Genomic DNA, 25,612 nt, shown 5'->3' with positions numbered 1-25,612 from the left:
AACAGCAACAGCAACAAAAGTCTCAAAACGAAGGGAAAGAAGCGCAAGGACAACAGTCACAAAATCAGCAAGATTCTGAAAATAAAAAAGAAAAACAAAAAACGGAACAACATCAACCGCAACGAGATGACAAGCAAGTGAAGGATCAAGGTGAACCAATACAGGCTAAAGCGCATCCCGAAAAAATGCATCAGGATGATCCTGAGTTCCGTCGACTAGAAGCAGTAGAAAGTGCTCGCGACCCAAGCTTTTTGATCCGTGCGCAAATGCAACTTCAAGCGCAACAAAAACAACCTCCACAACAATCTCAAAAGGAGTGGTAAGCCTGTGATGAACAAAGGCGTAAAACTGGTCTTTATTTTTGTGGCCAGCCTAATATCCAGTTTCTCGGTGATGGCACAGACACTTCAAGCTAGTGTGAATAAAACACAAGTAGCCAAGAATGAAGTGATTAACCTCAGAATCATTTCAGATACTGAGCTCAGCTCAGACTCAATCGACTTCAATGTTCTAGAGAAAGACTTCTTCTTGGGTCAACCTCGTTATGGCCGCTCTAGCAATAACATTAACGGAAGAAAATCAGTGCGTACCGAGTGGAGTATCTCAATTGCACCAATGAAAGAAGGTGTTCTGACTATTCCAAGTTTTTCCGCTGATGGTATGAAAACGGAGCCGATCAAACTACGTGTCAACGCGAGCCAAACAGACCCCAATCTTGATGATCTATTTAGCTTCAATATTACGGTCGACAACAGTACGCTCTACCCTCAGCAATCTGCAACATTACGTATACAGCTTCTAATCAAAGCGGACACTCGACGCCTAGATAACCCACAAATAGTACCTCCGCAAATTGAAGGCATGAAGCTTGAGGCACTGGGTGGCTTACAGCAAAGACAGAAGATCTTAAATGGGTTAGAAGTAGCGGTCATAGAGCAGTCGTTTCGCCTAACGGCCAATCAACCAGGCACTTATACCTTGATAGGTCCTAAACTGACCGGTTCTTATATTTATGGCGACAGCTTGACGGGCTCAACCAAAATAATGCCTATCAACACCAAAGCGGAACGCATGCCAATCACGGTCAAACCGATTCCGAGCGAATTTAAAGGTGAATGGCTTCCTGCTTCAGCGTTAGAAATGACACAGAGCTGGCAAGACGATCAAGGTAATCTATTGTCGACTAACGCAATCAACACAGTAAAACAAGGCTCTTCACTCACTCGAACCATTCAAGTTAAGGCTCGCGGTACACAAGCCGAATATCTGCCACGAGTCAATATTAGTTACCCGAGTTCACTGCGCGTGTATCCCGAACAACCTAAGTTCGATAGCGCGAGAGATGGCACCGTTACCATGACGGTGAAGCAAGTCATTATTCCTACAGAGGCCGGGAAATATACCTTACCAGGATACGACTTGAACTGGTGGGACAGTCAAAATGATGAAGCGAAGAAAACAACGTTACCAGAGCTAACATTAGACGTAGAGAAAAATGACACTGGGCTAATCACGTTGCCGGAATCGCCTCTTTCAGCGCCTTTAGTGTCAGCCCCTAGTCCTGAATCAAGCGGCGATGTAAACAGTCTCTGGCGAACATTAACCTTTGTTTTCTTAGGGCTTTGGATAATGACATTGGGAATCGCTATTTGGGCATGGAAAAAGCGGTCAATAACAGCGAGTGGAACGGTTTCAAATACTGAACAACCACTTTGCATCGACGCGCTAAAAAAAGTCATCGAAGAGGGCGATGCTGCGAAAATTGAACGCTCTGTAAATGAGTATTTAACCACTCATCAAGACAGGTTAAACCCTGGTGACGTACAAGCAATTAAGCAAGAGCTTAATGCCATGAATCAAGCGTATTTTAGTGCCAACCAACAACCTTGGAGCCCTGATTCGCTGCTAGCGAAAATTCAAAACCTTGGCAAAGCAAACGTAACGAAAACCGACCACCAACTCGAAAAGCTATAAATAACTAGATAACAATGGCAGCTCTCATGAGCTGCCCATTCTCTTATCCGGCCAAATTTGCTTTAGCGGTTTTATCTAGAGCACCAACCGCCGCCCCTTCCCTATCAAGTTGCTCTTATGAACATAACTCACTCAACAAACACTTGGGGCTCGTATTCGTATCGCCTTACACAATTTCGCCCATGATTCTTCGCTTGATAGAGTGCCTTATCCGACAACTGATATAAATGGTCGAAATTAAAGTCTTTGCCTTTCGCTTTATAACAGGAGTAACCGACTGAAACGGTAAGTAACTCCCCTTCTGGGTTATGTCGATGCTTTATCCCCTCGCCCTCGATGCACTGACGAATGCACTCTGCTCTCAGTCGGGCCTCCTCTTGCTCAGAACCAATCATGAGCAATGCAAACTCCTCACCTCCGATACGGCAAAAAACTTCATCTTCACCTTTGGTATGATGATCCAAGATATAGCCAATTCGCATCAATGCGATATCGCCTTCGAGATGACCATAGTGATTATTGAATAAGCCAAAATGGTCAATATCAATCAGGATCAGGCCAAACGACATGTCGTCTTCACACTCTAGGGCACAATATTTTTGCATCACATGTTCTAACATGCGGCGATTACCAAGACGCGTCAAAGGATCGAGCTTAGAAAGTACCTCAAGCTGTCGATTGGCTTCCTCCAACTCTTTTGTTCGGTTCTGAACCTCCAGCTCTAAGTTTTCGTTTAATTCGCGAATCGCCTCTTGAGCTTGAGTACGTTGCAATACTTCAGCTAAGCTGGACGCGAACATACGAATCACTTCACGTAACTGAGAAGTTAACGGCGCACGTGTCAGCAAATTATCAACAGCGATAAAGGCGATAGGACCACTGCTATTTGAAGTCAATACCGTCATCGCAGCCCAACCAAAGCCAACAATATTACAGTCATGATAAATAGGCACTGATTCTTCAAATGCGACTTCGTTTGGCATTGAGCGAGCCAAATTTATAAGAGAGAAATCTTGGGTTTCGCCAAAGAAGTAAGATTCATCCACCACGTTACCTTGAATATCGGTACCCCACGTTCCTTGCATGTAAGAGCAATTTTCATCAGTTAAAAACACCGCCATTCGATCAATACCAAGATTTTTAATGGCGAAAGTGACGGCCGATTTGCATACTCCACTGACAGTAGTGCAACGTGATAACTCAACCATGCTTGAATGCAACATGCGTACGTTTTGTTCTTGGCGCTTACGAATGTAAATTTGAGAGAAGAGTGAACCAAACGAGTCCAACATCTGTTTTTGATATGCCGTTATCGGCTTACGATGAATAAAGTTATCTAGCGCGAACCACCCAAACGGTTCATTGCCATCGCGTAAAATCAACATCGCATTCCAGCCCTGCCCGATGACCTTGCCTGCTGTGTATATTGGCGCGTCTTCTACAATCACTAAGTTGCTCTCAAGGCTAGATAACGCGGTGATATACTCCTCGCTAAGTTGATGTAAATCGTATTGTGTGTGAAATTCATCAATCGTAATTCCTGACTCATCCGTGCCGTATGTACCACTGAAGCTGCGCTTTTTCATATCGAGAAGCATCAGTGTAGAGCGATCAAACCCAAGTCGTTCACGTAACGCTTCGACGGCTTTGTAGTACAAGTCCTTTAAAGAATCAGGATTAGAGATTTCGAGTGCAACTTGCTGAACTAACTTCATATTTTCGATAAAGCGCTCGCGTTGGCTAATCTCATCAACATATTGCGCTTCACGAATATCTCTGTGCCTGATCTCTTTCGAGGCATTTTTTTCAGCACGAATACATTGCCAACGCGCCGCTGCGAGCTGCATTGCGTCGTAACTTTCTTCATAGATATTATGTGCTGTGCGAGCATGTACAGATTGAATCAGTAGGTAGGTACGTTTGATAGGTGTGTTGTCGAGCATCATGATGTAACTATCACCGCCTAAATCTCGGGTGTGATTCCAGTTACAAGTGTTGATCGCCAGAGGTATGATGCTTTCAGAGGTATCAAACTGACTTGCCCACTCCCAGAATGTCTCAGGATAGTTTTGGGTTGGGTAAAGCTCTCCGCGAGAGAAGCTCATTGAATGACGAGGGTTAATTGAAGGATCTTCAAAAATAGCGAGGGCTTGAGGGGAGAACAGACTCTCTAAATGATCAAAGATTGCCTCCGCTAGCAACCGATGGTCCCTCGTTGAAGACACTTTTCTTGTAAAACTTCTTAAACTCACCCTACCAACCTAATCTACTTTTTTATCCTCGATAAAAAACTACTTAGGCCATGATATGCAATCAATACGTTCAAATTTGAGCTGTTAAGTCATTCGCAAAATTATCAGACTTAGTGTTACATTCGAGAGCTCTTCAGCACTTTTAAAGCCATGTTTCACATAAGTTACATGCTTTATAAACTGGGGAGGAAAGTTGTACTTATTTACAAGATTTTTGTGTTGGTAGATGTTTTAAGCCTACGACTTAAAAAGAAAAAGGCCCCTCATCAAGAGGGGCAAAGTTACCATCGCTTATAGTTATTTAGTTATGCTTGTAAATACGGTGGATTAACCGAAATCACCATTTACGTAGCCTTGAGTACGGTCGTCTTGAGGGTTGCTAAAGATCACTTGCGTATCGTTGTGCTCAACCAGTTCACCCATTAGGAAAAACGCAGTGCGGTCAGAGATACGACGCGCCTGTTGCATTGAGTGAGTCACGATAACGATGGTGTAGTTCTTCTTTAGCTCTTCCATCAGTTCTTCGATTTTGTGTGTCGCAATTGGGTCAAGTGCCGACGTTGGCTCATCCATCAGAATCACATCCGGCTCCATCGCGATTGTACGTGCAATACATAAACGTTGCTGCTGACCACCAGAAAGACCGAATGCGTGTGATTTAAGGCGATCTTTCACCTCATCCCAAAGTGCAGCACCGCGCAGCGAACGCTCTACCACTTCATCAATTGTCTTTTTGTCTTTGATACCTTGAGCACGTAAGCCGTAAGCCACGTTCTCGTAAATGCTCATCGGGAATGGGTTTGGCTTTTGGAATACCATGCCGACTTTGATGCGAAGGTCAGCAACATCAATGTTGCCGTAAATATCTTCGCCGTCCATCGCCAATTTACCTGTAATTTTCACGCCTTCGATTAGATCATTCATTCGGTTCAAACAGCGTAGAAGCGTTGATTTTCCGCAACCTGACGGGCCGATAAGTGCAGTTACTTGGCGAACTGGAATTGGTAAGTTGATCGATTTCAGTGCTTGGTTGTCACCGTAGAATAGGTCTAGGTTTTCAATATCAAATTTGTTCATTGTCTTAATCTCTTAATTCTTGAATTCGTGTCTTTTAACGTGCGTTCTTAATTAGTGTTGTTAGTAAGTTGCGGTGTTAAAACGTCTAGCAATCAGTTTCGTTACCATGTTGATCAAGAGAACAACCACGATAAGCACTGTTGCCGTACCGTAAGCCTGATTCCATTCTTCAACGGTAAACAGTTCGGTAGTCAGTTTGTATAGGTGAACGGTTAGCGTACGACCTGAATCCAATAAAGAATCCGGAATACGTGCAACCATACCTGCTGTCAGGAATACTGGAGCAGACTCACCAATGACACGACCAATACTTAGAATGACCGAGGTTAAGATACCTGGCATTGCGCTCGGAAGAATCAAACGCCAGATAGTGTAAATCTTAGAAGCACCGAGGCCATAAGAGCCTTCACGGTACGTTTGTGGTACTGCCATCAGCGCTTCTTCCGTTGTACGGATGATCACTGGCAGGATTAGGATACTTAGCGTCAATGCACCCGACAGAATCGAGAAGCCAAGGCCAAGAATCGCCACGAAGAAAGTCATACCAAACAGGCCGAAAATGATCGACGGGATACCCGCCAATGACTCGGTACAGAATCGGATGATTTTCACCAAACGACTGCCCACTTTCGCGTATTCGGTCAAGTAGATTGCCGTCATGATACCGAGTGGCGCTGCCACTGCGATAGAAGCGATAACCATGTAAATGGTCGCCACAATCATTGGGAAGATACCGTGCTCTTCACCTGTGCGCGTATAGTTATCAGTAATGAAGTTCCAATCTACGTGTTGTAGACCGTTTGATAGGATGTACCAGATAATCCAGAACAAAAAACCTACCGTTAGTGCTGCCGAGATCCAGACAAATGCGTTAAAGACATTATCTTTGAACTGGCGTGCTTTTTTCAGTTTTGCGCGATCCATAATAGTCACCTTTAACGAGCGATTACTTCGCTTTTTCTCGGTTTAGGTACAGTAGTACAGCGTTCAACGACATGATGAAGACCAGAAGTACTACACCTGTAGCGTAAAGTGCGTTCGCGTGAACACCACTTGCGTAAGACATTTCAATAGCGATGTTTGCAGTTAGTGTACGAGCCGAATCCAAGATGCCTTCTGGCATTGCCGGCGCGTTACCCATAACCATAATGATCGCCATGGTCTCACCTAATGCACGACCGATACCCAGTATCACACCTGTCATGATGCCTGAGCGAGCCGCTGGAACGAGCAACTTAAAGATGGTGTAGATTTTCGATGCGCCCAGTGCCAAAGAACCTTCTTTATAAGTACGAGGCACAGCGCGGATAGACGTTTCAGATACCGTAATTACCGTTGGTAGAATCATCACACCAAGAACAATGATACCGGCAAGGATAGTATTACCTGCAGGTACATCAAATACCTTCTGAATCAATGGAACGATAATAACCAGACCGAAGAAACCGTAGACCACTGAAGGAATACCGGCTAGCAGCTCAACCGCTGGACGGATGATGTCTGCTAATCGCTTTGGTGCGATTTCAGCGATAAAAATGGCGGTCAGAACACCAATTGGAACCCCAACAATGACAGCACCAGCCGTCGATACGATAGATGCCACAATCATGGTGGCGACACCGTAAAGCGCAGGTGGTAACCAGTTTTGTCCTAAGACAATGCCCGATACGCCTGCTTCTTGGAATGCCGGAATACTCTCTCGAACGATGAAGTATGCAATAACGGCCAATGAAACAATGCCGATTACGGCACTCGTTAGGAACAAGCCGTGGAAGATGCGCTCTTTCCAGTCTACACGACGCTTCTCGCGTAGGCCTGACTTGCTGATAGCTCTAGCGTCAGTATTCATAAGCTTTTCACTATTTGTTGCGATGGTCATTTAAAAATCTCACGGTTCTGGGCAATGCCGTTGAACACAATGGATAGAAAAGGCTCAGCCCGAAACGTTGGGCTGAGCAAACTTTAGAGTCCCGATGGGATTAGTTAACTGAGATGTAACCTTTTTGGTCAACTAGCGCTTGCGCTTCGTCAGTTAGCATCCAGTCTAGGAATTTTTGCGTTTCTGTTGATGGCTTGCCTTCTTTGTAAAGAACAAGGAATGGACGCGCTACTTTGTAAGAACCGTTTTTAACGTTAGCTACCGTTGCATCAACGCCGTCGATTGCTAGCGCATTAACAGTGTTGTCTACAGTACCAAGAGAAATGTAGCCGATTGCGTATGGGTTAGATGCAACCATTGTTTTCAGTGCGCCGTTACCGTTTGCAACTTGAGCACGTTGAGAGATAGCTGATACCTTCTTACCAGAAATCTTCATTTTTAGAGACATGATGTCTTCAAATGCGCCACGAGTACCAGAAGCTGTGTCACGAGTAATGGCTACGATTGGCTTGTCTGCACCACCGACTTCTTTCCAGTTTGATACTTCGCCTTTGTAGATTGCAGTCACTTGCTCGGCTGTTAGACCTGGCAGTTTGTTTTGTGGGTTAACAACCACTGCGATACCATCACGAGCAACCACTTCTTCGATTAGTGTTGATTCTTTTTCAGAGTCTTTTAGATTACGAGAAGACATACCAAGGTCTGCTGAACCATTTTTCGCTGCTTTTACACCAGCTGAAGAACCAGGACCTTGAACTTCGATAAATACGTTAGGGTTCTTCTTCATGTACGTTTCAGAGAAAACTTCCATCAGTGGAGTTACGCTGCTAGAACCCACTGCAGAGATAGTTTCTTTAGCAGAAACAGGAGTCACTGCCATTGCGCCTAGAAGTGCGATTGCACCGATTACTGTCTTTTTCATCACAATTTCCTTAAGTGGCTTTATTGCCGTTGTGTTTCACTTGAACGGTGCTCACTTTAGAATTTGAATATGACAGTTGTGTTTCACTTAGTTGAACCCTCTATGACACGTTGTCATTTCTAACTATTAATTCCGCGACTTATCCCTCTCTCAATTTGAACGTAACGTTTTTATAACGTTGCCTCATGTTCAAGATGATAACCCCATCGATTTTGGTACATTTCATAACAATTAGATATGAGTAACTCATTGATTTGACAAATATAACAATTAAAATCGAAATGCTTATTTATAAAAAAGATAATAATCAAACCGATAGAGGGTCAATCTCATGCGTCAATTTCTTAGTACGCTTTCTATTAAACTTCAGGTTTTTCTGCCTGTTCTATTCACAGTTATATTACTCATCATTGGACTGAGTGTCGGAATCGGTAAACTCGATCAAGCATTCAATAAGGTTTCGGCTTCCACCCATAAGCTAATCATTCACAAAGAGGAACTTAGCGGCATCGTAGACAACACTTACGCCATGCGCATCAAAGCCATTTATAGTCTATTTAGAGCCGAAGATGTTCAGTCTCTCAACCAAGAGCTTTCTGAGCGACAAAACAAAAACCGCGATTTTCTTAACTCCATCGACAATCTCCCTGGCGTTCAAAATGAAGTCAATGCTATGCGTAAGGCCATGAATCACTATGTTGATTTCACTCGCGGTACCATGACACCTCTGCTCACCACTAAACACTCTTCTGATTACACCACCTCTGATTTCAATCAAAAGTACGAATCTGCAATGGCTGAGTATCGATTAGCTGGCGAAGCGATGATCAACGCCATCGACAAACTATCTAAACAATTGAATCAAATCGTCACCGATGAAGTCGAAACGAATGGCGAACAACATTCAACCACGCTCACTTACAGCGCCGTCTCGCTTGCGGTGATCTTGAGTGCCGCTTCACTTATTAGTTGGGTACTCGCCAGCTACATCGTTGCGCCGATTCGTAACCTTCAAGTAACGATGCAGGAAGTCGCGAAGGGAGACCTACTAGTTAAGGCCGAAGCCATCGGGAAAAACGAAGTGTCTCAGCTGGCTCGAGATGTAAACCAGACCATAGAAAAACTGCGTGAAACTGTAAGCGCATTGGTTCGCATTAGTGAAGATGTGGCATCAGCATCAACCGAGTTAGCAACTGTTATGACTCAAAGCAGCGTCAACTCGGATCAAGAAAAGCAAGAAGTTGAGCAAGTAGCCTCGGCGATCAATCAGCTAGAGTCGACCGCAGCTGAAGTATCGACCAATGCACAAGAAGCTGATAGTGCATCAAATCAAGCACGTACGTTAACCTCACAAAGTATAAGCATGTTTGGGGAAAGCACTCGCGCAAGTGAAAAGATGGCGGAACAACTTAACGAAGCCGCTGCCGTCGTAACTTCGCTAAAAGATCAATCAGAACACATTGGTCGCGTGATCGAAGTGATTGAAGGTATTTCTGAGCAAACGAATCTACTTGCACTGAATGCAGCGATTGAAGCTGCACGAGCGGGCGAAAGTGGCAGAGGCTTTGCGGTAGTGGCCGATGAAGTACGTATGCTGGCAGCGCGAACTCAGGAGTCCACCAAAGAGATCCAAACCATTATAGAAGAGCTACAGCAACAATCTGGTCACGCAAATGAAAGTATGCATTTCAGCTTAGCGATGTTGTCAGACAACCAAGCTCTGACACAAGAAGTTAGCCAATCACTTGCTAATATCAGTAATGCTATCGCCGATCTGAACTCAATCAACACTCAAGTTGCGACCGCATCAGAAGAGCAGAAGCAGGTCACGGCTGATATCAACAACAACTTAACGAACATCTATGAACTAGTGAGCCAGAACGTCACTGGTATCACTCAATCAGCCGCGGCAGCGCAAGAGTTGTCTGGTTTAGCAGAAAACCAAAAACATCAGCTTAAGCAGTTCCAAGTTTAAATCTCTGAACAACACGATAAGTTCCAAAGGTTAGAAAAGAAAAAGCTCCGCACTGGCGGAGCTTATTATAAAGGCAAAGCTATCAACCCTTATTAACGTAATAATTATTATTCATCTGTCACTAACAAGAGAGAACTTTTGAAACTTGAGTTTAACGGATCTCTATTGAAAACCTCACCATTAGTCGTATCAAAAGTTGCAACATGCTTACCGTCGCCATTAGGTGTGTTGCTCCAGACATAACGCCCTAGAACATCATCTCCATCTGTCAGACTATAGCCGCTAGCAAACCCTGTACTATTTATGGCTGGGCTGTGGCAAGCTCGCTCAGTTAGAGATACCAGCTCTTTGATATTTGCTAGTCGCCAATTTTTTTTGTCTGCAAAATTGTGAAGAGGATGGTTGCCGTCCTTATTACGAATTTGTTTGGCTGTGGAGAGAGCGAGTTGCCATGACATTGTAGATCGCGTCCCCTGGCATTCTTGATTTCCTACATTCCATGTCATACCAACTGGACAGCGCATCCATGTAAGACCTGTTTTTAAGTCAGTTACGGTACCGTTATCAGAATATGTATAACGCGTGTTAGGTGCCGTTTTAGCAAAGTCAGTAGAACACTCTTGTGCAGCCATTGCAGTTTGAGAAGCCAAAGCAAGAGATAGTACAGTTATTAATTTCTTCATCTTATTGGCCCTTTACTGCTACTAGACGGATTGGGAATTGGTATGAGTCATCGGCGTCTGCACTTGTGTTGCTTGAGCGAATATCGACGAGTGAAATAGTGCCTCTATCTACGCCCCGAGAGATAATTGCAGGAAAATAAACCTCAGCATCAACGAGCTGTGATGATGTATTCACAAACGTAAAGTCGCTATGCCAAAACGCACCATACTCTAAATAAGGACTGCCTATCGTTTGCTGTGGGAAGTATTTAACATTGAAACCATACACGTTGTGTGGCGCATATTCCTCGTTCGGAGCGAACAGTGTTTGTTCACCAAAGTCTAATAAGTCATATGTTTCACGGTAAGTAGGCAAGCGCCAACCAGTGATTCCACATAACGATTGTTTGTTTATGTACTCAACATATTGGCTAGTGGTACAAACTTCATCACCAGCGTCTTTACAACCTGCAAGCTCTACATCTTTGCTAAATGGCTTAAATGTTTCAGACTCAAACGCAAATAGGCGATCTTTAAATTGAACCGAGCTCGCATCCGCACTCTTATTTTCCCAAACAAGACCAGTACGCTCGTCCATAGTACAAGCCCACTCAGTCGCATCTGCAGCTAAAGCTGCACCTTGTGAATCTAGCTTAACGAACTTAAAGCCAGCGCCTGTCGACGTTTGCTTGTCCTCTTTATCGAAGCCGTATTCCGCATCTTGACCAGGGTAAGACGCTTGAACCTCTGCTACGTCTGCTGCTCCTTCAGCAAAATAAAGAACGGCGCCCGTATCGTTACTACCAACCGTTTGTTCAGCAACCGCTACAATTTCTTCAGCAAATGCACTCACTTCCACTTCAGACAGAAGATCAGAGGCCAATGATTTACCCTGGTAGCTAAGGCTTTGAGCAAGCAGCGCTACGCCTTGGGTCATTTGTTGTGGCTGCATTGCAGCTAATAGTGCAACCGTGTTTTGCTCTAGCTTATCTAGCTCGCTGGCTTCTGCGTTAGACATTACCGTTCCAGACAGAGAAACACCGGCATCGGTGAGTTGTGCTTTCACAATCTCCTCAGCTTGAGCAACGGTTTTACCGTCAACCACAAGACCTGCGAGCAACGTTGTTACACCATTGACCGTGTTACCCGTTGCTAAGTTTTGGCCCGGAGCCGCAAGACGCAACGTTTGGTTCGAACCTTGATCAACTTGAGCAAGAATGGTGCTGGTTAGTACGTTTTTGTCGCTTGAAGTCATGCTAAATTTACCGGCATTATCCGTTTTAGCACTCGGCTCGGTCGTATCACAAACGTAGTTTTGGTTTAAATCGATGCACACTGGCGTATCAAGAAGTGTACCTGCAGAAACGATGGTGCCAGCTACATCATAGGTCGGTGCCGACGTGTCACCACCAGAACCTCCGCCACAGCCAGCAAGGGCTAGTGACATAGCAACGAAAGAATATTGAAACTTCATAGATTTTATCTTCTTTTGATTTTAATTAACGAGAGCGAATCACTCTCACCATTGAAAGCAGGAAAAGTCCTAACAAGGTCCAAGGCGAACCACTGCCACCTGAACCACCGCCACTGCTTTCTTTAGTGGTATCAGCACTACACTGATACTGAGCAAAGTGACTCACACCCCACTCTTTCAACACCCCAGAGTTCCCTGACACGCGGTCAGACACTTCGAGACGCCAAGTACCCCAACTCGGTTGACCGACAAGTGCTTGTAACTCCTCGTCATACTGAGCGGTGAAGTAACCTTTAAATCCTTTGGTATTGCTTGATTGATGGCTAAGTAGCACGACCGATTTGCCTTGTGGAGACACTAGCGTCACTTGCAGATCTTGCAGTGAGTCATGTTCGATGTTCAGGTAAACCGCAAACGAATCATCAATCGTGCGTGACTTGTCCGATAGCGTCTGAGAGAACAGTCTGTCGCCCTGCTCCGGTAAAGCGGAATTCACTGATTGAGGCTGGATATCAAGCTCTGGCGTACCATTAACCAGCATCACCTGTTCACTCCACTGGTGAGTCTTTAGGCCTTCAGCAAATTGATAATCCAATGAAATAGAGGAATCGAATTGCGTGCCACATGTTAGACCGCTTGGTAACGCCACCTTCATTGAGGTCAAGTCAGAAAGCGTTTCATCAAAGTCGAAAACAGATGCGTTGTTTAGCTTCCATTGCCCTTTGATGCTCGCTTCACGGCCAGTTTGGCTCAGGCTCAAACCAACGTCTTGACCTTGTGCGATGTATCGAGCGTCATAGCGAACACGAAGAGGCGCTTTAAGTAAGTTGTGTCTGTTGAAGCTGTCCGTCAGGAATTGGGCGTAGTCTTTATTTGGGAACAAGGTGTTTGCGGCAAACACGGTCGACTCCGCCAGATCATGCATTTTCACGCCACGACCAATGCCGTACATGCCTTCAAGAACAATGGCGTCAAACTCGCGGAACACCCTATCGGTATCATCACCGTATCGTTCAACCGATGCTTTAAGCGCTTGAAACAGCGGCGTTGACCATAGCTCGTCACCTAGTTCACCGCCCACACTGACGTGCGCTGGGTACTCTGAGCTCTCGAAGTAACGTGCTCTTTGGTTCCATAAGCTACGAGTTGTTTTGCGTGTTCCGAACACACCGTCCCAGTTGAACACCGTATCTAACTCGAATTCTTGACCACGACGCGAAGCATCCAAATATTGAATGCGGTAGCTCGCGCTGCCCGCCCAGTAATCAGCAAAACCCTCTGCGATAGCACCAGTGTGACCGTACGCCCAATCCGGTACGATTTGGTAATGAATGCCATGCCCAAGCTCGTGTATCACGACATCAGCATCGACTGCATCCGGAGAAACGCCACCGACACCCAGCATGAGTGCTTTCGGACCGTAATAGTAAGTAGAGTTATCTTTTGATAAACCGCGAGCATCAAAACGAAGCGGTTCGTCAAACAAGTCGTAAGTCAGGCTTGTCAGATATTGGATCGAGCTATCAAGATGATAAAAAGCCATCAACTGTGGGAACGCATTGTCACCAAACTCGGTGCTTTGCATCTCATCAACACTGTCAAACGCTTGAACTCCTTCTGCGCTGAGAAAGTCCAACGTATCGAGTACAGGCGCTTCACCAGGTGTTGGGGCTGCAAATAAACCCGTCGCATCCACTTGCTTTAATCTTGGGTTAGAGAGATAGAACTTACCGCCGGACTTTAAAACCTCAATCGACTTGGTTACGTACTCGATCGGCTGAGGGTAATCAGACAGTGCTGACCACGTCGATTCTGGTGCCGCTTGCTGTTGCATGGTGCGCAGATCTGGGTTGAATAAAGAAACCTCAACATCAACCAGACTTCCGGAGCTCAAAGCCGGTGGCTCTTGTGCTTGCAGTTGGCGAGGCGATTCCAATTCCATTGCAACCGTTGGTTTACCGTTGCGAATTATCGTATCTTCAAGGCTCTTAAACACTCGCACAACGTGATGATTTTTATCAGTTGTTACTACTAAGGTGCGCTGTGCTTGATATTCACCGTTTACCCAAACATCAAAATTGTAATGCTCACCAAGCTGAGACTGGGCTTTGTAACGGAACTTAAACTCGCCCGCTTCTGAGTAGTGGCTGTCTAGATAAGTTTTCGCTTGCGCTTCATTGGTCACCACAGAATCCGTTGAGGGATAATCCCACTCTGCAGCCAGCGCCGCAGGGGTACATGCAATAAGCAGTGAAAACGCCAATGGTTTTAGCTTCATGATTTCGTCCTAGAATTCGTATTTTGCAGTCAGCGTGAAGTAGCGCCCTGGCTCAGTTGAGTAACGCTTACTTTCCTCAACGATACCCGCTACGTCTTGGTATCGGATGTATTCTTTGTCGAATAGGTTGATGATGTTTGCGCTAACACGAAGGTCTTTGGAAACGTGGTAAGTTGCGCCAATATCAAACGTATTCCACGCACTTGTCTGCGCGCAATCTGTCGCTAGACCAAGCGTGGTCTGGCATTTAGGAACGCGATCCATTGCCGCGGCCCAGTTCCAAGCCACGTAAGCATTGAAGTCTTGGTTGGCGTATTTCAGTTGAGCGTTACCTTCGAATGGCGTAATGCTTCGAACGTATTCACCTTCCGCGTCTTTGCCATCTACGTAACCAAACTTGGTGCTGATGTTCCATCGCTTAGTGATCGCGTAACCCGCAGAAAGCTCTGCACCATACGTCTCGACACCATCGAGGTTTTGGTATTGTTTAATGTAATTACCATTGCTTGAGTCAAAGCCCGTGGTCACAACGTCGATGAAGTTTTCAAACTTGTTGTAGAACAAAGACGCATAGACATACGCACGACCGTTATCGAACTTGTTACCGATTTCAAATGAGTCGGAAGTTTCAGCTTCTAGATCCATGTTTGGTGCAATGACAAACGGCGTGAGCGGCACAAAGTCGTGGCTTACGAAGCCATACGCTTTATCGTATTCCGGAGCACGGTAACCATGGTTATAAGATACATAAGCAATGTTGTTGGCAAACATTTCACGAGAAACCGACAGGCTTGGAGATACCTCTGAGCTATCCATGTCTTTTAATGGGAAGCCGCCCACTTCACCCGCACCGTCTGGCGTGAGACGGTGCGCATCAAAGCGTAGGCCACCTGTGATGGTCCATTTATCCAGTTCCACCATGTCTCGAACGTACAAACCAATGTTATAAGCACGAGCAGGAGCGAAAGGTTGTTTGGTCGAAGGTGTTACTCCGTTCCAATCAATCTTGGAGTCGCTATCTGTGCGTTCGTAATAGTCAGTAGAAAGCTCGACACCGTAAGCCAATTGGTGCTCAGCATTTGCTCCATAAATCGTATTAGTGAAATCGCCACGGAAGCCAATTGTTTCGTCAATGAAGGTTTTGTGTTCCAGCTCGCGACGCTTGGTGATCAAACCATTGTGATCCACTTGGCGCATTAAACGGTTGGTGTCTTCCACCACTTCGGTGTGACGCCAGTAAACTTTGGTATCCAACTCTTCGAACCAAGTTGGATTAATCGGAGTCACCTCTGCACCAATATAAGCGCTGTACTCTTCTGTGGTTTCATCCTCAGCAAAGTCTTCAATATGCCAAATTCCATCAGGTTGAATGGACGGTGAACCCTCCAAACGCTCTTGGTTCTGGGTGTAGAGTTCCGCTTTGGCTTTCAACATCACCTCTTCATTGAAAAAGTGGTTGATCGTATAAGCACCGCTGTAACCATCGAGATCGCGGTTATACAAATCTTCATCAAAGTTACGTGTCTCTTGTCCTTGCCAGTATGAAACGTTAAACAAACTCTCTGTATCACCGGAACGGAAAGCTAGATTACTCGTGCCTTTGTACTTGTTGCTGATATCGGTGTAAGTACCGGAAACATCGGTGTAGAAGTCTTTGTCTTTTAAGAAATCACCCGGCTGACTGGATTCTAAAATCACCACACCGCCGATCGCGCCAGAGCCATGCACCGAAGAACTTGCCCCTTTAATGATTTGCAGCGATTCAAAATTGGATAAATCAAAAGTATCCCGCCCAACGGCATCATTAATGTCATTCGCACCGAAGCCATCCGCAGAACGAATGCCATCACGAACGATCATAATGCGGTTACCCGTCATACCACGGATGGTAATGTTTTGCGGACGTCCTGCACCGCCCGTCACGCTTACACCAGGTTCGTTACGCAGCACGTCATATAGCTCGGTCTCGCCTCTTTCTTCGATTTGCTCGTTTGTGATAACCGCGACACTACCTGCCACTTTTGACAATGGCTGATCGATTTTATTGGCGGTTACCACCACCTCTTCCATTGAGAAAACCTTAGATTCGGCGTGCACTTGACTGGCAGCAAGTACCGAAAGTACTGCCGCTGACACTGGGGTAAGCTTCATTTACTGCTCCGCTTTAGATGTTTTAATGAGTGATAGTAGAAATGCGTATTCTTTTGCTTGTTGTTCTTGCGCTTGTCGTGGGTCCATTTGGTGGCCCGAATTAAAATCAGTTTGCAACAAGTACGGCCCGTTGCGCTCACTTAACGCTGAAACTTTAGCGAGATACTTTGCGCCTTCCCAATATGGCACGCGCTGATCGATTAAACCGACTTGAACAAACATGGGTGGGTAAGCGTCTTTATGGATATTGAGAATCGGATCGTACGCCTTCATTAACGCCAATTGTTCAGGTTTGGTTGGGTTACCCCATTCGCCATACTGCTGTGTGGTAAGCGGAAGTGAGGTATCCGACATACTTGCAACCACATCAACAAAAGGCACTTTAAGTACGACACCTGAAAACAATTTAGGATCTTGATTAACCGCTCCGGCCACCAACGTGCCACCAGCACTAGAACCGATGGCGAAAACCTCTCTATTGCCACGTTCGAATGTTTGCAGCGCCTTCGCGGCCGCGACAAAATCACCAATAGAATTGGCTTTTCGCACACCACGGCCTTGCTCGTGCCATTCATCGCCAAAGTACCCACCGCCACGGACATGGGCGATAGCGTAAATCACCCCTTGGTCGAGTAAACTGATAACCTGAGGCATAAAGTACGGTTTCATCGTAAAACCATACGCACCGTAACCGTAAATCATCACAGGAGATTGTGGGTGCAATTTGTCTTTGCGATACGCCAAAGAGACAGGGACAGAAACGCCGTCGTGCTTAATAAAAATACGTTGGGATACATAACGCTGACTATCAAAGTCTTGGTAAGCATCTTGAGAGTACAAGGATTTATTCAGCGTTTTTACATCGAACTCTTCCCACTGAGGAGGCGTAGTCATCGACATGCTTCGGATACGAATTTTGTTTGATTCAAAATCGCCCAATGTGCTTAGCCAAGCGACATTACCATCGTGTTCCAATGGCAGTATCACTTTTTCCTGACCTTGGTAAGAATACACCGTCAATGTCGACAAGTTGTTTGGCTTACTAAGTGCCACAACTCCTGCATCATAAAGGTAGAACTGTTCAAGCGGCTCACGAGGATTGGTAAAGCGTTGCCATGTTGCGCCAAGCGGTGCGAGTTCGGCTTGGTAAAGGGCGAACTTTCCTTCCAGGTTGCTTTTAAGATAAATGTAACCTTTCGCCACATCCGCGTAATATTCCACACCCACTTCAGGCTTTCGCAATGAATCTGAGACAGTGCCCGTTTCTAGGTCGACAAGCTTCTGCTCTGTTGTTGACTCGTTGTTGCTTTGCAGCACAGCATAACGGCTATCTGCCGCACGATAGAAAGAAAGTAACCAATCTGACTTGGGTTCATTCCATAGGACTGTTTTTGCCAAAGATTCAGTGGAGATACGTAAGATCTGATGAGGTCGCTGGGTGCGCTTTTCTTTTGCAACGAGGAATGCCACTTTCCCGTTAGGTGACAACAATACGCCACTATCGACGTGCGTCGCCAGTTCCGTAGATTGACCGGAGAGTAAATCAACAACCACAGCACGATATTGTTCGCTGCCGTCGATATCTTCCGTGAAAAGTAGCGTGTCACCATTCACTTGCCATTGACCAAGTTGGTAGTACTGATGCGCAGATTGTCGTTCATCGAAATCGAACACCACGTTTTCTGGTGCATGTTGACTCGCACGGGATAATAGTAAGTAACGACCATCGCGACGCATTAGCGTCCACTCTCTTCCACTCACGATCGACCATGGCTTATCACCTTTGTCTGCCACAATGGTATCCCACTGCGTTAGTAGGTTTTTTGTCAACGTCTGATAACTTTTTTGGTGCTGTTCAGTTTTGTGGTTTTGTTCTGTTAGGTAGGTAAGAACTCGCTCATCTTTACGAGCATCATCTCGAAGCCAGTTGAAATCATCAGCAGCAAAGCCAGAACTAGAGGTAATTATGAGCCCTAAAAAAACATGAGTAAATTTCATATAGAGAGCGAATTCATTTATAGGATTAATACAATGGCGCGTATTCTGCCCTTAAATAAAAATGAGATCAATTATCATTTTCATAATCATGTGAGATTTTTATCTAGTGTGTGAGGAAAAACGTTTGCTTTAACCGAGGTTATAAAACTTAATAACTTCCTAAATTAGCGTTCTATGCTGTTTATATACAACCAGACAGATATAAAAGCTGACTAACGAGTGAGTATGGAAAGACGCTATTTCACCTAGCGACAGACATAAAAAATCCGAGTGCGAACACTCGGATTTTTAAGAACTAAAATCAATGGGAAACTACAGCAGCTTTTACTCTTCAGAGCTCGGTGCCGCTGGTTTTTTCTTAGGGATGAAGACATCATCACCCACAGATACGTTTTTGTAGAAGCTCTTGTCACGCTTAGCTGGTTTTTTCGCCGATTTTTTCGCTTGAGGGCGAGCTTTCTTTGCGGTCGCTTTCTTATTGCGGAAATCTGGTTTAGGTGGCTTAAGGCCTTTAAACTTACCTTTCAAATCTTCGAACAATGAAAACTCAAGATCTTGTTGTAGGTATGCTTCTACACGTTTAAAGCTATCCCAGTCTTTTGGACCAACAAGAGAGATTGCATCCCCTTTATTTCCAGCACGACCAGTACGACCAACTCGGTGTACGTATTCTTCGGTATGCTTTGGCATATCGAAGTTGATGACGTGTGTCACAGTTGCAATATCCAAACCGCGGGAAGCAACATCAGTCGTTACAAGGATCTTAAATACTGCGCGCTCAAACTGACTCATAATGGTGTTACGTTGAGTCTGGTTCAAGTTACCACTTAGTGCTACAGCCTTCAGTTTCTTTTCGTTCAGCTTTTCTGTTAGTCGCTCAGTATCATCACGCGTTGCCGTAAAGATAATAACTTGACGGTATTCAGCCTCAGAAAGAACACGATCTAAAATTGCCTCTTTATGATCTAGGTGATCACACAAGTAAAATTTTTGCGTGATATCTTTATGTTCTTCGTTAGAAACGCCGATAGCAATTCGCTTTGGCGCATTGAGCATTTCAGCCGCGATTTCATTGACGTCTGCATGATCTAATGTCGCAGAGAACATCAACGTTTGACGACGACGATGCTTGGCTGCTTTATGAATGCGACGAAGCTCTGGTGCAAAGCCCAAATCCAACATACGGTCTGCTTCGTCCAGAATTAGCGTTTCCAAACCATCCAGATAAAGCGAACGGTGCTCTAAGTGATCAGCCAAACGTCCTGGTGTCGCCACGATAAATTTCGGGTAACGACGCAGAGCTTTTACTTGATCGTTAAAGTTCTCACCACCCAAAATCAGTGCTGCTTCATAAGATAGGCCAGCTAGCATAGAACGAAGCTCACCATATACTTGTTTCGCTAGCTCACGAGTAGGAGCAAGGATTACCGCGCGAGGGTCTTTCGCAGAAAACGATTTTGTCTTTAAAGACTTATGAAGCATTGGCAATACAAACGCCAAAGTCTTGCCCGAACCTGTTTTCGAAGATGCCAATAGATCCTTGCCTGCAATCGCAACAGGAATCGCCTGCTGCTGAATGTCAGTCGCTTTTTTAAAATCGTAGTGTTTTAGGTTCTTCAACAATCGGTTGTCTAGGCCTAGATCTTTAAATTGCAAAGTATTCTCCAATAAATCAGTCAGCGTCTGAGCGCTCTGTAGTGTCGTTTCCGCTCTAACGCAGCAAAAAATAAAGCTCGGTATAATACCGCAAATCATAGGAGTATAGATAGAGATCACACAAACTAATTCCCTGTGGTAACGGTAAAACATCATTTGTGGCTCAGTTCAGAGTAAAGACTAGCCTTTTTGATGAGCAGCTGGACAGGAAGTTTAGAGAAAAGCCGTTCAAATATGCCTTCTATCCATCAACAAAACGACTTAAATAGCAGTTATTTGGGCCAATAAACTTTCATTTGTGTCAATATCGTCTAAATTATTGATATCAGGAACGTGGCAAATACACCTGCTATGAAAACTGTTGTGAGAACGAAATAAAGGATAGGTAGTTAAACTTTGTTAAGTTCAGGTAAAAGTTGACGTCAGGTACTCCATGAAATTCTTGGGTTTTTTTGACTTTTGCTACATCATGTACTGATAAAATGTAACCACATTTAACCTCGCTACTGTATAAAATAATAGTTAGTGGCGAGACTTTCACTATAAGCAAGGAGTTCTTATATGAACAAAACGTTGATCGCAGCTGCAGCAACTTCAGTACTTCTACTAGCCGGTTGTGCTTCTTCTGATGACGCAGCTACAGCAAATGCAGCAAAATTAGACGAACTAAGCAACCAAGTTAGCCAACTAAGCCAAGACGTACAAGCTCTTCAATCTGACGTTCAAAAATCAGGCGCAGCAGCAATGGCTGCTCAAGAAGAAGCTGAGCGTGCTAACGAGCGTATCGATAACATCGCTCAGTCTTACACTAAGTAAGATTTGATACCGCGTCTTAACGCCCGTTAAGGCGCGGTTATTTCGATAGGAACCCCATTCTGTGCAGCAATTGCTGCTTTAGCCTTCACGTTTTTCATACCGAATTCATCCAACCACCACTTTAACTCTTTCGGCACTTTCAGTTCATCTTTCTCGCCATTACTACGAGTCAAAGGCTCATGTGCTTCTAAGAACACACTTCTGTCAGGCTCAAGTGTCATTTTGATAGGCTGGTTAATGATGTTAACGTCTTCGCCGTTACGAACCTTGTCAAATAACCACTCAATGTCACTTGGGTCCATACGAATACAACCCGCGCTGACTCGCATACCAATCCCAAAGTCCTTGTTGGTACCATGAATTAGGTATTCGCCATTCCCGTAAGCTAAACGCAATGCAAACATACCAAGTGGATTATCAGGCCCCGCAGGAACAACGGCTGGTAGGTCAATGCCCTTTGCTTTGTACTCGGCACGAATAGAGGCTGGAGGAGTCCATGTAGGGTTCGGTCGTTTTTGGCTGATACGCGTTGTCATTACTGGGGTATCGCGCCCTATTCGGCCAATTCCGACAGGAAATACATGGACAATATTCTCTCCTTTCGGAAAGTAATATAAGCGCAGCTCGGCTAGATTAATAACGATACCTTTATAAGGTACGTCTGGGAGGATTAGCTGTGTCGGAATAGTAAGAACATGCCCCTCTTCTGGTAAGAAGGGATCCACGCCTTTGTTTGCGGCCATTAAACCTAGCATACCCACATCGTAGAGCTTAGCGATATTTGCCATGGTTTCGCCTTCTTGCACGACGTGGTTTTCAAGGCGACCAATTAAACGGCTTCCATCCTCTGGTAATTCGTACATCTTAGCGAATGATAGACCACTCACTAAAGATAACGACACAGATAGCAGGGTACGTTTTGCGAAACTCATTGATCGCTTTTTGCTAAGCATTTCACTCTATTCCTTGGCACTTTTAAAGAGCTGTAAGGTTATCTCTCTTTCTGTCTTGTGATCAACCATCGGCTTGTGATATTCCAGTAAAGAAAAGCCCTCCCAAGTCCAAGGTTTATGGATGTATTTGTTCGGTACACTTTTGATTTCTGGTACCCAGTGGCGCACAAATTCACCATTAGCATCGAACTTTTCGCCTTGGCTTATCGGGTTGAAAATACGAAAGTATGGCTGCCCGTCACAGCCCGTAGAAGCAGACCATTGCCAGCCACCATTGTTCGCTGCAAAATCGCCGTCCACCAGCTTACTCATGAAGTACGCTTCTCCCCATCGCCAATCAATATGTAAGTCCTTGGTAAGAAAGCTCGCGACAATCATACGTAATCGGTTGTGCATCCAGCCTGTTTGATTGAGCTGACGCATTGCTGCATCAACGATTGGGTATCCTGTTGTTCCTGTCTTCCATCGCTCAAAGGCTTTCTCATCATAGGACCACTGGATTTTATCCTCCCAATCGATAAATCCTTTGCCTTTGACGAGTTTTGGTTCGAAAACCAATAGGTGCTGATAAAACTCACGCCAAATGATCTCACTTAACCAAGTTGCTTTCCCCTCTGTAAGGTCATTTTGTTGATTTTCAGCATACAAACGAGCAATACACTGCCTGGGTGATAGCGCGCCAATCGCAAGGTATGGAGACAGTTGGCTAGTGCCATCGATAGCTGGAAAGTCTCGCTCGCTTTGGTACGCGTCACTGCGCTCCCGTGCAAATTCCCTAAGCTGTTTCAAAATATCATTAGTCGAAGCCAGCCAGTCTTCACTGGATTCTCGAGGATAGCTAAATGTGAAGCTTGAATTAAATCGAGCCGACTCTAATTGTTCGAGTACCTTTTTATTGAGTGGCGCTTGCTCGTGAGGTTTTACTACCGTCGGCATATGGAACTGCGTTAACCAAGCACGCTTGAATGGCGTAAATACCTTAAAATATTCGCCTTGCTTATTAAGAACCGTCGTTGGCGCGTGCACACATTTGTCATGAAACAGTTCAAATTCGATATCGTGAGAAGCTAACGCTTCACTTACTTGTGTATCGAGCTCTCGTTCGTTCACCTCATAGTGAATGTTTGCCATGACAGACGTAGCTTCAAGTGTTTCCGCCCACCCACTAATCACATCTGTACAAACGGAAAACGACGGCACCTCTTTGTACAAAAAAGGAATATTAAGGCTTTCAAGCTCCTCGTTAAGACAAGCTAAGCGACGAGCAATGAGGTCTGCCTGCATCGGCGCCATGTGATGCTCCCGCCACTGATCTGGCGTCGCGATAAAGCAAGCGACAACAGGCTGACCTGAATCCAATGCCGCTTTGAGTGCCGTGTGGTCTAACGTACGTAAGTCACGTCGAAACCATACTAAAATCATGGTAGCTCCTATCTTTTGTCTACTAAGTTAGGTGTAATTTCTCTATCACTTCAGAGCACCCCATCCGATCACCTAGTTGTGCGTGAAGCATTTTGATGGATGCCACTTGTTTAGCAGCTAGCGCTTTGTTGGAGAAAAGGTAGATAAACGAACCATTTTCAACGACCTCGTGATCTAGTAGACCAGAAACATCATCAACCTTATCGATCAAAGTCGTGTGATACCCTTGTTCACAAAGCTTCGCTGCTTGAATCCAACTCTCAGCTTCTCTGTTTTGTTCAAAGCTAATGAGCAGACACTTTCCTTTGGAAGCGGCTTTGTTTTCAGAATCGATAACAAGGGCAAGTCGAGTGATTAAACAAGTCTGAAATAACCCCACCTGCAAGGATCGCAACGATCCTTTTACCATATCTAGCGCATCAAATACTGGGCTAATAAACTGATCAATAACGAGTTTTAGTGGGTACTCTTTAAGCACAGAGGCAAGTAAACTCTCTGCTTTTCCTCGATTCAGGGTAGACAGCGCAAGCAGCATGTTTTCAACTTCTTCGAGTGTGCGAACCTCGTTTTTGACTTCGACATCGGCGCTTTTTCCTAGCAGCCCCTTCACTTTACCAATCGAAATCCCCTTCGCGAGCCAACTCTGGACTTCGCGAATCGTATCGAGATCTTGCTGGCGATAGAGTCTGTGTCCTTTTTCAGTTCTCTGAGGCTGGATCAAGTTGTATCTTCGTTGCCAAGCTCTCAGCGTAACTGGTTTTACACCCGTGATTTCTGCGACATCTCGGATCGCGTATAGTTTTTCTTCTGAACTACAAACCATAGCGTAATCTCATCTCCTGCGGATACGGTTCTAAAAACTTCTGTTTTGCTAAATACTCGTCTGGGTAAGTATTTAAGTAATGCTTAATCAATGTAAGTGGTGCTAGCAGAGGCAGCATTCCGATGCGGTAGTCGTGAATCACTGTCGCTAACTCTTCTTTTTCTTCTTTAGTTAGTGAGCGTTTGAAGTACCCTTGTAAGTGCATCAACACATTTGTGTTGTTTTTTCGGCTAGCCCGATTCGTTAACGCCTTCATCAGTCCTAAACGATACTCTTGGTAAAAGTCTTCAATTTCATAATTAGCGACATCGGCAACTAAGCGGCCAAGGGAGCGGTATGACTCTGGGTGGTGTGCCATTAACGTCAGTTTGTAGCGCGAATGAAAGTCGATGATTTTGCCACGAGTAGGCTCACCATCCATCGAGTCGTAAAAGTCATTTAGACAAAATACTCGAGTAATAAAATTTTCTTTCAATACAGGGTCGTTAAGTCTGCCATCCTCTTCAACAGGCAACCAAGGCATTTTTTGCATCAATGTTTGTGTATACAAGCCAACACCTTCTTTCGCAGCACTGTTCTTGCTGTAAACCTTGACTCGCTCCATGCCACAAGTTGGTGACTTGGCACAAACGATGTAACCACAAAGCTGCTCGCTTTGAAGTTCATCTACTTTATTGGCCGAGTAAGTGAGCATATTGTCGGTATGATCATTTTCTGGATTTTTGGTTTCAACCAATGCAACACGCTCTTCATTAGAAACAAGACGAATGGTTGGACGGGGTACTGGCATACCTACGCCGACTTCAGGGCATACCGAAATAAAGTCAAAATACGGGCTAAGCTCTTTAGTCACAAAGTTGCTCACCTTATGACCAGAGTCAAAACGCACTCGTTCACCCAAAACACACGAACTGATACCTACTTTGATTGAAGATTCCATGATGACGCATCCCTATACAAAAAGTTTTGTTGTATAACTTATAGCAAGCCTTTCCAGATTGTACAAGAAAATAAGTTGTACAATTTAATCGTTTTACTTCACTCGAAAGTATTTCGATCAACCAGCTTTCAGAAAAAAGTTTGGCCCAAAAACAAAGAATTTGTGCGCGCAATCGACAAACTGCTCAAAAGCAAATCGATTGCTCTTTTGGTTTCAACAGATTTAGTTATCAATAGGAGTTGCAGTTTCTAAATGCGTGGTTTTTGTGACTAAGCTCTCAAGGGGCTACTGTACGTCCCGATATTATTGCCTCAACGAAAACGAACAAGTTCAACAGAATTGGTAATAGCGTTCTATAAT

General features: G+C 44.9%; 18 protein-coding genes and 1 pseudogene. 4 read left to right on the top strand and 15 right to left on the bottom strand.

Going from position 1 to position 25,612, the window contains the following annotated elements:
* Positions 1-323, top strand: a pseudogene (locus tag KJB35_RS04205) (hypothetical protein); the annotation flags it as partial.
* A 4-nt stretch (positions 324-327) separates the two neighbouring features.
* Positions 328-1,974, top strand: a complete 1,647-nt coding sequence (locus tag KJB35_RS04200; protein WP_054579336.1) for a BatD family protein — start codon at positions 328-330, stop codon at positions 1,972-1,974.
* 128 nt (positions 1,975-2,102) lie between these two features.
* On the opposite strand, the gene KJB35_RS04195 is transcribed toward KJB35_RS04200, so the two are convergent.
* From KJB35_RS04195 to KJB35_RS04175, 5 genes are all read right to left on the bottom strand, one after another.
* Positions 2,103-4,226, bottom strand: a complete 2,124-nt coding sequence (locus KJB35_RS04195) for a GGDEF domain-containing protein (protein WP_085569367.1) — start codon at positions 4,224-4,226, stop codon at positions 2,103-2,105.
* Between the two features lie 327 nt (positions 4,227-4,553).
* Positions 4,554-5,303 carry a phosphate ABC transporter ATP-binding protein PstB gene (gene pstB / locus KJB35_RS04190; RefSeq protein WP_005375156.1) on the bottom strand — a complete coding sequence of 250 codons (750 nt, stop codon included), beginning with the start codon at positions 5,301-5,303 and terminating at the stop codon, positions 4,554-4,556.
* A gap of 60 nt (positions 5,304-5,363) precedes the next feature.
* The gene (gene pstA / locus KJB35_RS04185) at positions 5,364-6,227 is read right to left on the bottom strand and encodes a phosphate ABC transporter permease PstA (RefSeq protein ID WP_005383923.1); all 864 of its coding nucleotides are present in this window, start codon (positions 6,225-6,227) and stop codon (positions 5,364-5,366) included.
* Between the two features lie 22 nt (positions 6,228-6,249).
* Entirely contained in the window at positions 6,250-7,182 is a 933-nt protein-coding gene (gene pstC / locus KJB35_RS04180) for a phosphate ABC transporter permease subunit PstC (protein ID WP_005375154.1), read from the bottom strand.
* A 100-nt stretch (positions 7,183-7,282) separates the two neighbouring features.
* Positions 7,283-8,104, bottom strand: a complete 822-nt coding sequence (locus KJB35_RS04175) for a phosphate ABC transporter substrate-binding protein (protein WP_005375153.1) — start codon at positions 8,102-8,104, stop codon at positions 7,283-7,285.
* Positions 8,105-8,435: 331 nt separating this feature from the next.
* Here KJB35_RS04175 and KJB35_RS04170 point away from each other — a divergent pair, with 331 nt between their 5' ends.
* Positions 8,436-10,079 (top strand): methyl-accepting chemotaxis protein, encoded by a 1,644-nt coding sequence (locus KJB35_RS04170; RefSeq protein ID WP_213885216.1) that lies wholly within the window; start codon positions 8,436-8,438, stop codon positions 10,077-10,079.
* A 107-nt stretch (positions 10,080-10,186) separates the two neighbouring features.
* On the opposite strand, the gene KJB35_RS04165 is transcribed toward KJB35_RS04170, so the two are convergent.
* The 6 genes from KJB35_RS04165 to KJB35_RS04140 form a co-directional block, all read right to left on the bottom strand.
* The gene (locus tag KJB35_RS04165) at positions 10,187-10,762 is read right to left on the bottom strand and encodes a DUF1566 domain-containing protein (RefSeq protein ID WP_053307911.1); all 576 of its coding nucleotides are present in this window, start codon (positions 10,760-10,762) and stop codon (positions 10,187-10,189) included.
* A 1-nt stretch (position 10,763) separates the two neighbouring features.
* Positions 10,764-12,215: a DUF1566 domain-containing protein gene (locus tag KJB35_RS04160; protein ID WP_213885217.1), complete on the bottom strand. Its 1,452-nt coding sequence runs from the start codon at positions 12,213-12,215 to the stop codon at positions 10,764-10,766.
* 25 nt (positions 12,216-12,240) lie between these two features.
* Positions 12,241-14,493 (bottom strand): proprotein convertase P-domain-containing protein, encoded by a 2,253-nt coding sequence (locus tag KJB35_RS04155; RefSeq protein WP_213885218.1) that lies wholly within the window; start codon positions 14,491-14,493, stop codon positions 12,241-12,243.
* Positions 14,494-14,502: 9 nt separating this feature from the next.
* A complete protein-coding gene (locus KJB35_RS04150) occupies positions 14,503-16,644 on the bottom strand; it encodes a TonB-dependent hemoglobin/transferrin/lactoferrin family receptor (protein ID WP_213907568.1) in 2,142 nt (713 codons plus the stop codon).
* Positions 16,645-18,642 (bottom strand): prolyl oligopeptidase family serine peptidase, encoded by a 1,998-nt coding sequence (locus KJB35_RS04145; RefSeq protein WP_085569372.1) that lies wholly within the window; start codon positions 18,640-18,642, stop codon positions 16,645-16,647. It abuts the gene before it with no gap.
* 324 nt (positions 18,643-18,966) lie between these two features.
* Positions 18,967-20,310 carry a DEAD/DEAH box helicase gene (locus KJB35_RS04140; RefSeq protein ID WP_017820508.1) on the bottom strand — a complete coding sequence of 448 codons (1,344 nt, stop codon included), beginning with the start codon at positions 20,308-20,310 and terminating at the stop codon, positions 18,967-18,969.
* Between the two features lie 549 nt (positions 20,311-20,859).
* Here KJB35_RS04140 and KJB35_RS04135 point away from each other — a divergent pair.
* Entirely contained in the window at positions 20,860-21,114 is a 255-nt protein-coding gene (locus tag KJB35_RS04135) for an Lpp/OprI family alanine-zipper lipoprotein (RefSeq protein ID WP_005375145.1), read from the top strand.
* 26 nt (positions 21,115-21,140) lie between these two features.
* On the opposite strand, the gene KJB35_RS04130 is transcribed toward KJB35_RS04135, so the two are convergent.
* Genes KJB35_RS04130 through KJB35_RS04115 form a run of 4 tightly spaced genes read right to left on the bottom strand, consistent with a single transcriptional unit; the run spans position 21,141 to position 25,252 of the window.
* Complete coding sequence (locus KJB35_RS04130; RefSeq protein WP_005375144.1) at positions 21,141-22,067, bottom strand: L,D-transpeptidase family protein; 927 nt, start codon at positions 22,065-22,067, stop codon at positions 21,141-21,143.
* A 6-nt stretch (positions 22,068-22,073) separates the two neighbouring features.
* Positions 22,074-23,489, bottom strand: coding sequence for a deoxyribodipyrimidine photo-lyase (gene phrB, locus KJB35_RS04125; RefSeq protein WP_213907567.1), 1,416 nt, complete (start codon positions 23,487-23,489; stop codon positions 22,074-22,076).
* A gap of 22 nt (positions 23,490-23,511) precedes the next feature.
* Positions 23,512-24,312, bottom strand: a complete 801-nt coding sequence (locus KJB35_RS04120; RefSeq protein ID WP_064369639.1) for a MerR family transcriptional regulator — start codon at positions 24,310-24,312, stop codon at positions 23,512-23,514.
* Complete coding sequence (locus KJB35_RS04115; protein WP_017635475.1) at positions 24,302-25,252, bottom strand: DUF523 and DUF1722 domain-containing protein; 951 nt, start codon at positions 25,250-25,252, stop codon at positions 24,302-24,304. Before KJB35_RS04115 ends, KJB35_RS04120 begins: the two co-directional genes overlap by 11 nt.
* Positions 25,253-25,612: the final 360 nt, after the last annotated feature.

This window comes from Vibrio sp. D431a, from assembly GCF_030248655.1.
GTDB lineage: Bacteria > Pseudomonadota > Gammaproteobacteria > Enterobacterales > Vibrionaceae > Vibrio > Vibrio alginolyticus.
Note: the sequence above shows the minus strand (reverse complement) of the source record. Positions and strands in the feature narration are given on the sequence as shown.

Excerpts from the sequence above, each read along its gene's own strand:
- KJB35_RS04135 (WP_005375145.1), top strand. The coding sequence starts at position 20,860 with ATGAACAAAACGTTGATCGCAGCTGCAGCAACTTCAGTACTTCTACTA.
- KJB35_RS04155 (WP_213885218.1), bottom strand. The coding sequence starts at position 14,493 with ATGAAGCTAAAACCATTGGCGTTTTCACTGCTTATTGCATGTACCCCT.
- KJB35_RS04160 (WP_213885217.1), bottom strand. The coding sequence starts at position 12,215 with ATGAAGTTTCAATATTCTTTCGTTGCTATGTCACTAGCCCTTGCTGGC.
- KJB35_RS04170 (WP_213885216.1), top strand. The coding sequence starts at position 8,436 with ATGCGTCAATTTCTTAGTACGCTTTCTATTAAACTTCAGGTTTTTCTG.
- KJB35_RS04115 (WP_017635475.1), bottom strand. The coding sequence starts at position 25,252 with ATGGAATCTTCAATCAAAGTAGGTATCAGTTCGTGTGTTTTGGGTGAA.
- KJB35_RS04150 (WP_213907568.1), bottom strand. The coding sequence starts at position 16,644 with ATGAAGCTTACCCCAGTGTCAGCGGCAGTACTTTCGGTACTTGCTGCC.
- pstA (WP_005383923.1), bottom strand. The coding sequence starts at position 6,227 with ATGGATCGCGCAAAACTGAAAAAAGCACGCCAGTTCAAAGATAATGTC.
- KJB35_RS04165 (WP_053307911.1), bottom strand. The coding sequence starts at position 10,762 with ATGAAGAAATTAATAACTGTACTATCTCTTGCTTTGGCTTCTCAAACT.
- KJB35_RS04130 (WP_005375144.1), bottom strand. The coding sequence starts at position 22,067 with ATGCTTAGCAAAAAGCGATCAATGAGTTTCGCAAAACGTACCCTGCTA.
- KJB35_RS04120 (WP_064369639.1), bottom strand. The coding sequence starts at position 24,312 with ATGGTTTGTAGTTCAGAAGAAAAACTATACGCGATCCGAGATGTCGCA.
- phrB (WP_213907567.1), bottom strand. The coding sequence starts at position 23,489 with ATGATTTTAGTATGGTTTCGACGTGACTTACGTACGTTAGACCACACG.
- KJB35_RS04145 (WP_085569372.1), bottom strand. The coding sequence starts at position 18,642 with ATGAAATTTACTCATGTTTTTTTAGGGCTCATAATTACCTCTAGTTCT.
- pstC (WP_005375154.1), bottom strand. The coding sequence starts at position 7,182 with ATGACCATCGCAACAAATAGTGAAAAGCTTATGAATACTGACGCTAGA.
- KJB35_RS04175 (WP_005375153.1), bottom strand. The coding sequence starts at position 8,104 with ATGAAAAAGACAGTAATCGGTGCAATCGCACTTCTAGGCGCAATGGCA.
- pstB (WP_005375156.1), bottom strand. The coding sequence starts at position 5,303 with ATGAACAAATTTGATATTGAAAACCTAGACCTATTCTACGGTGACAAC.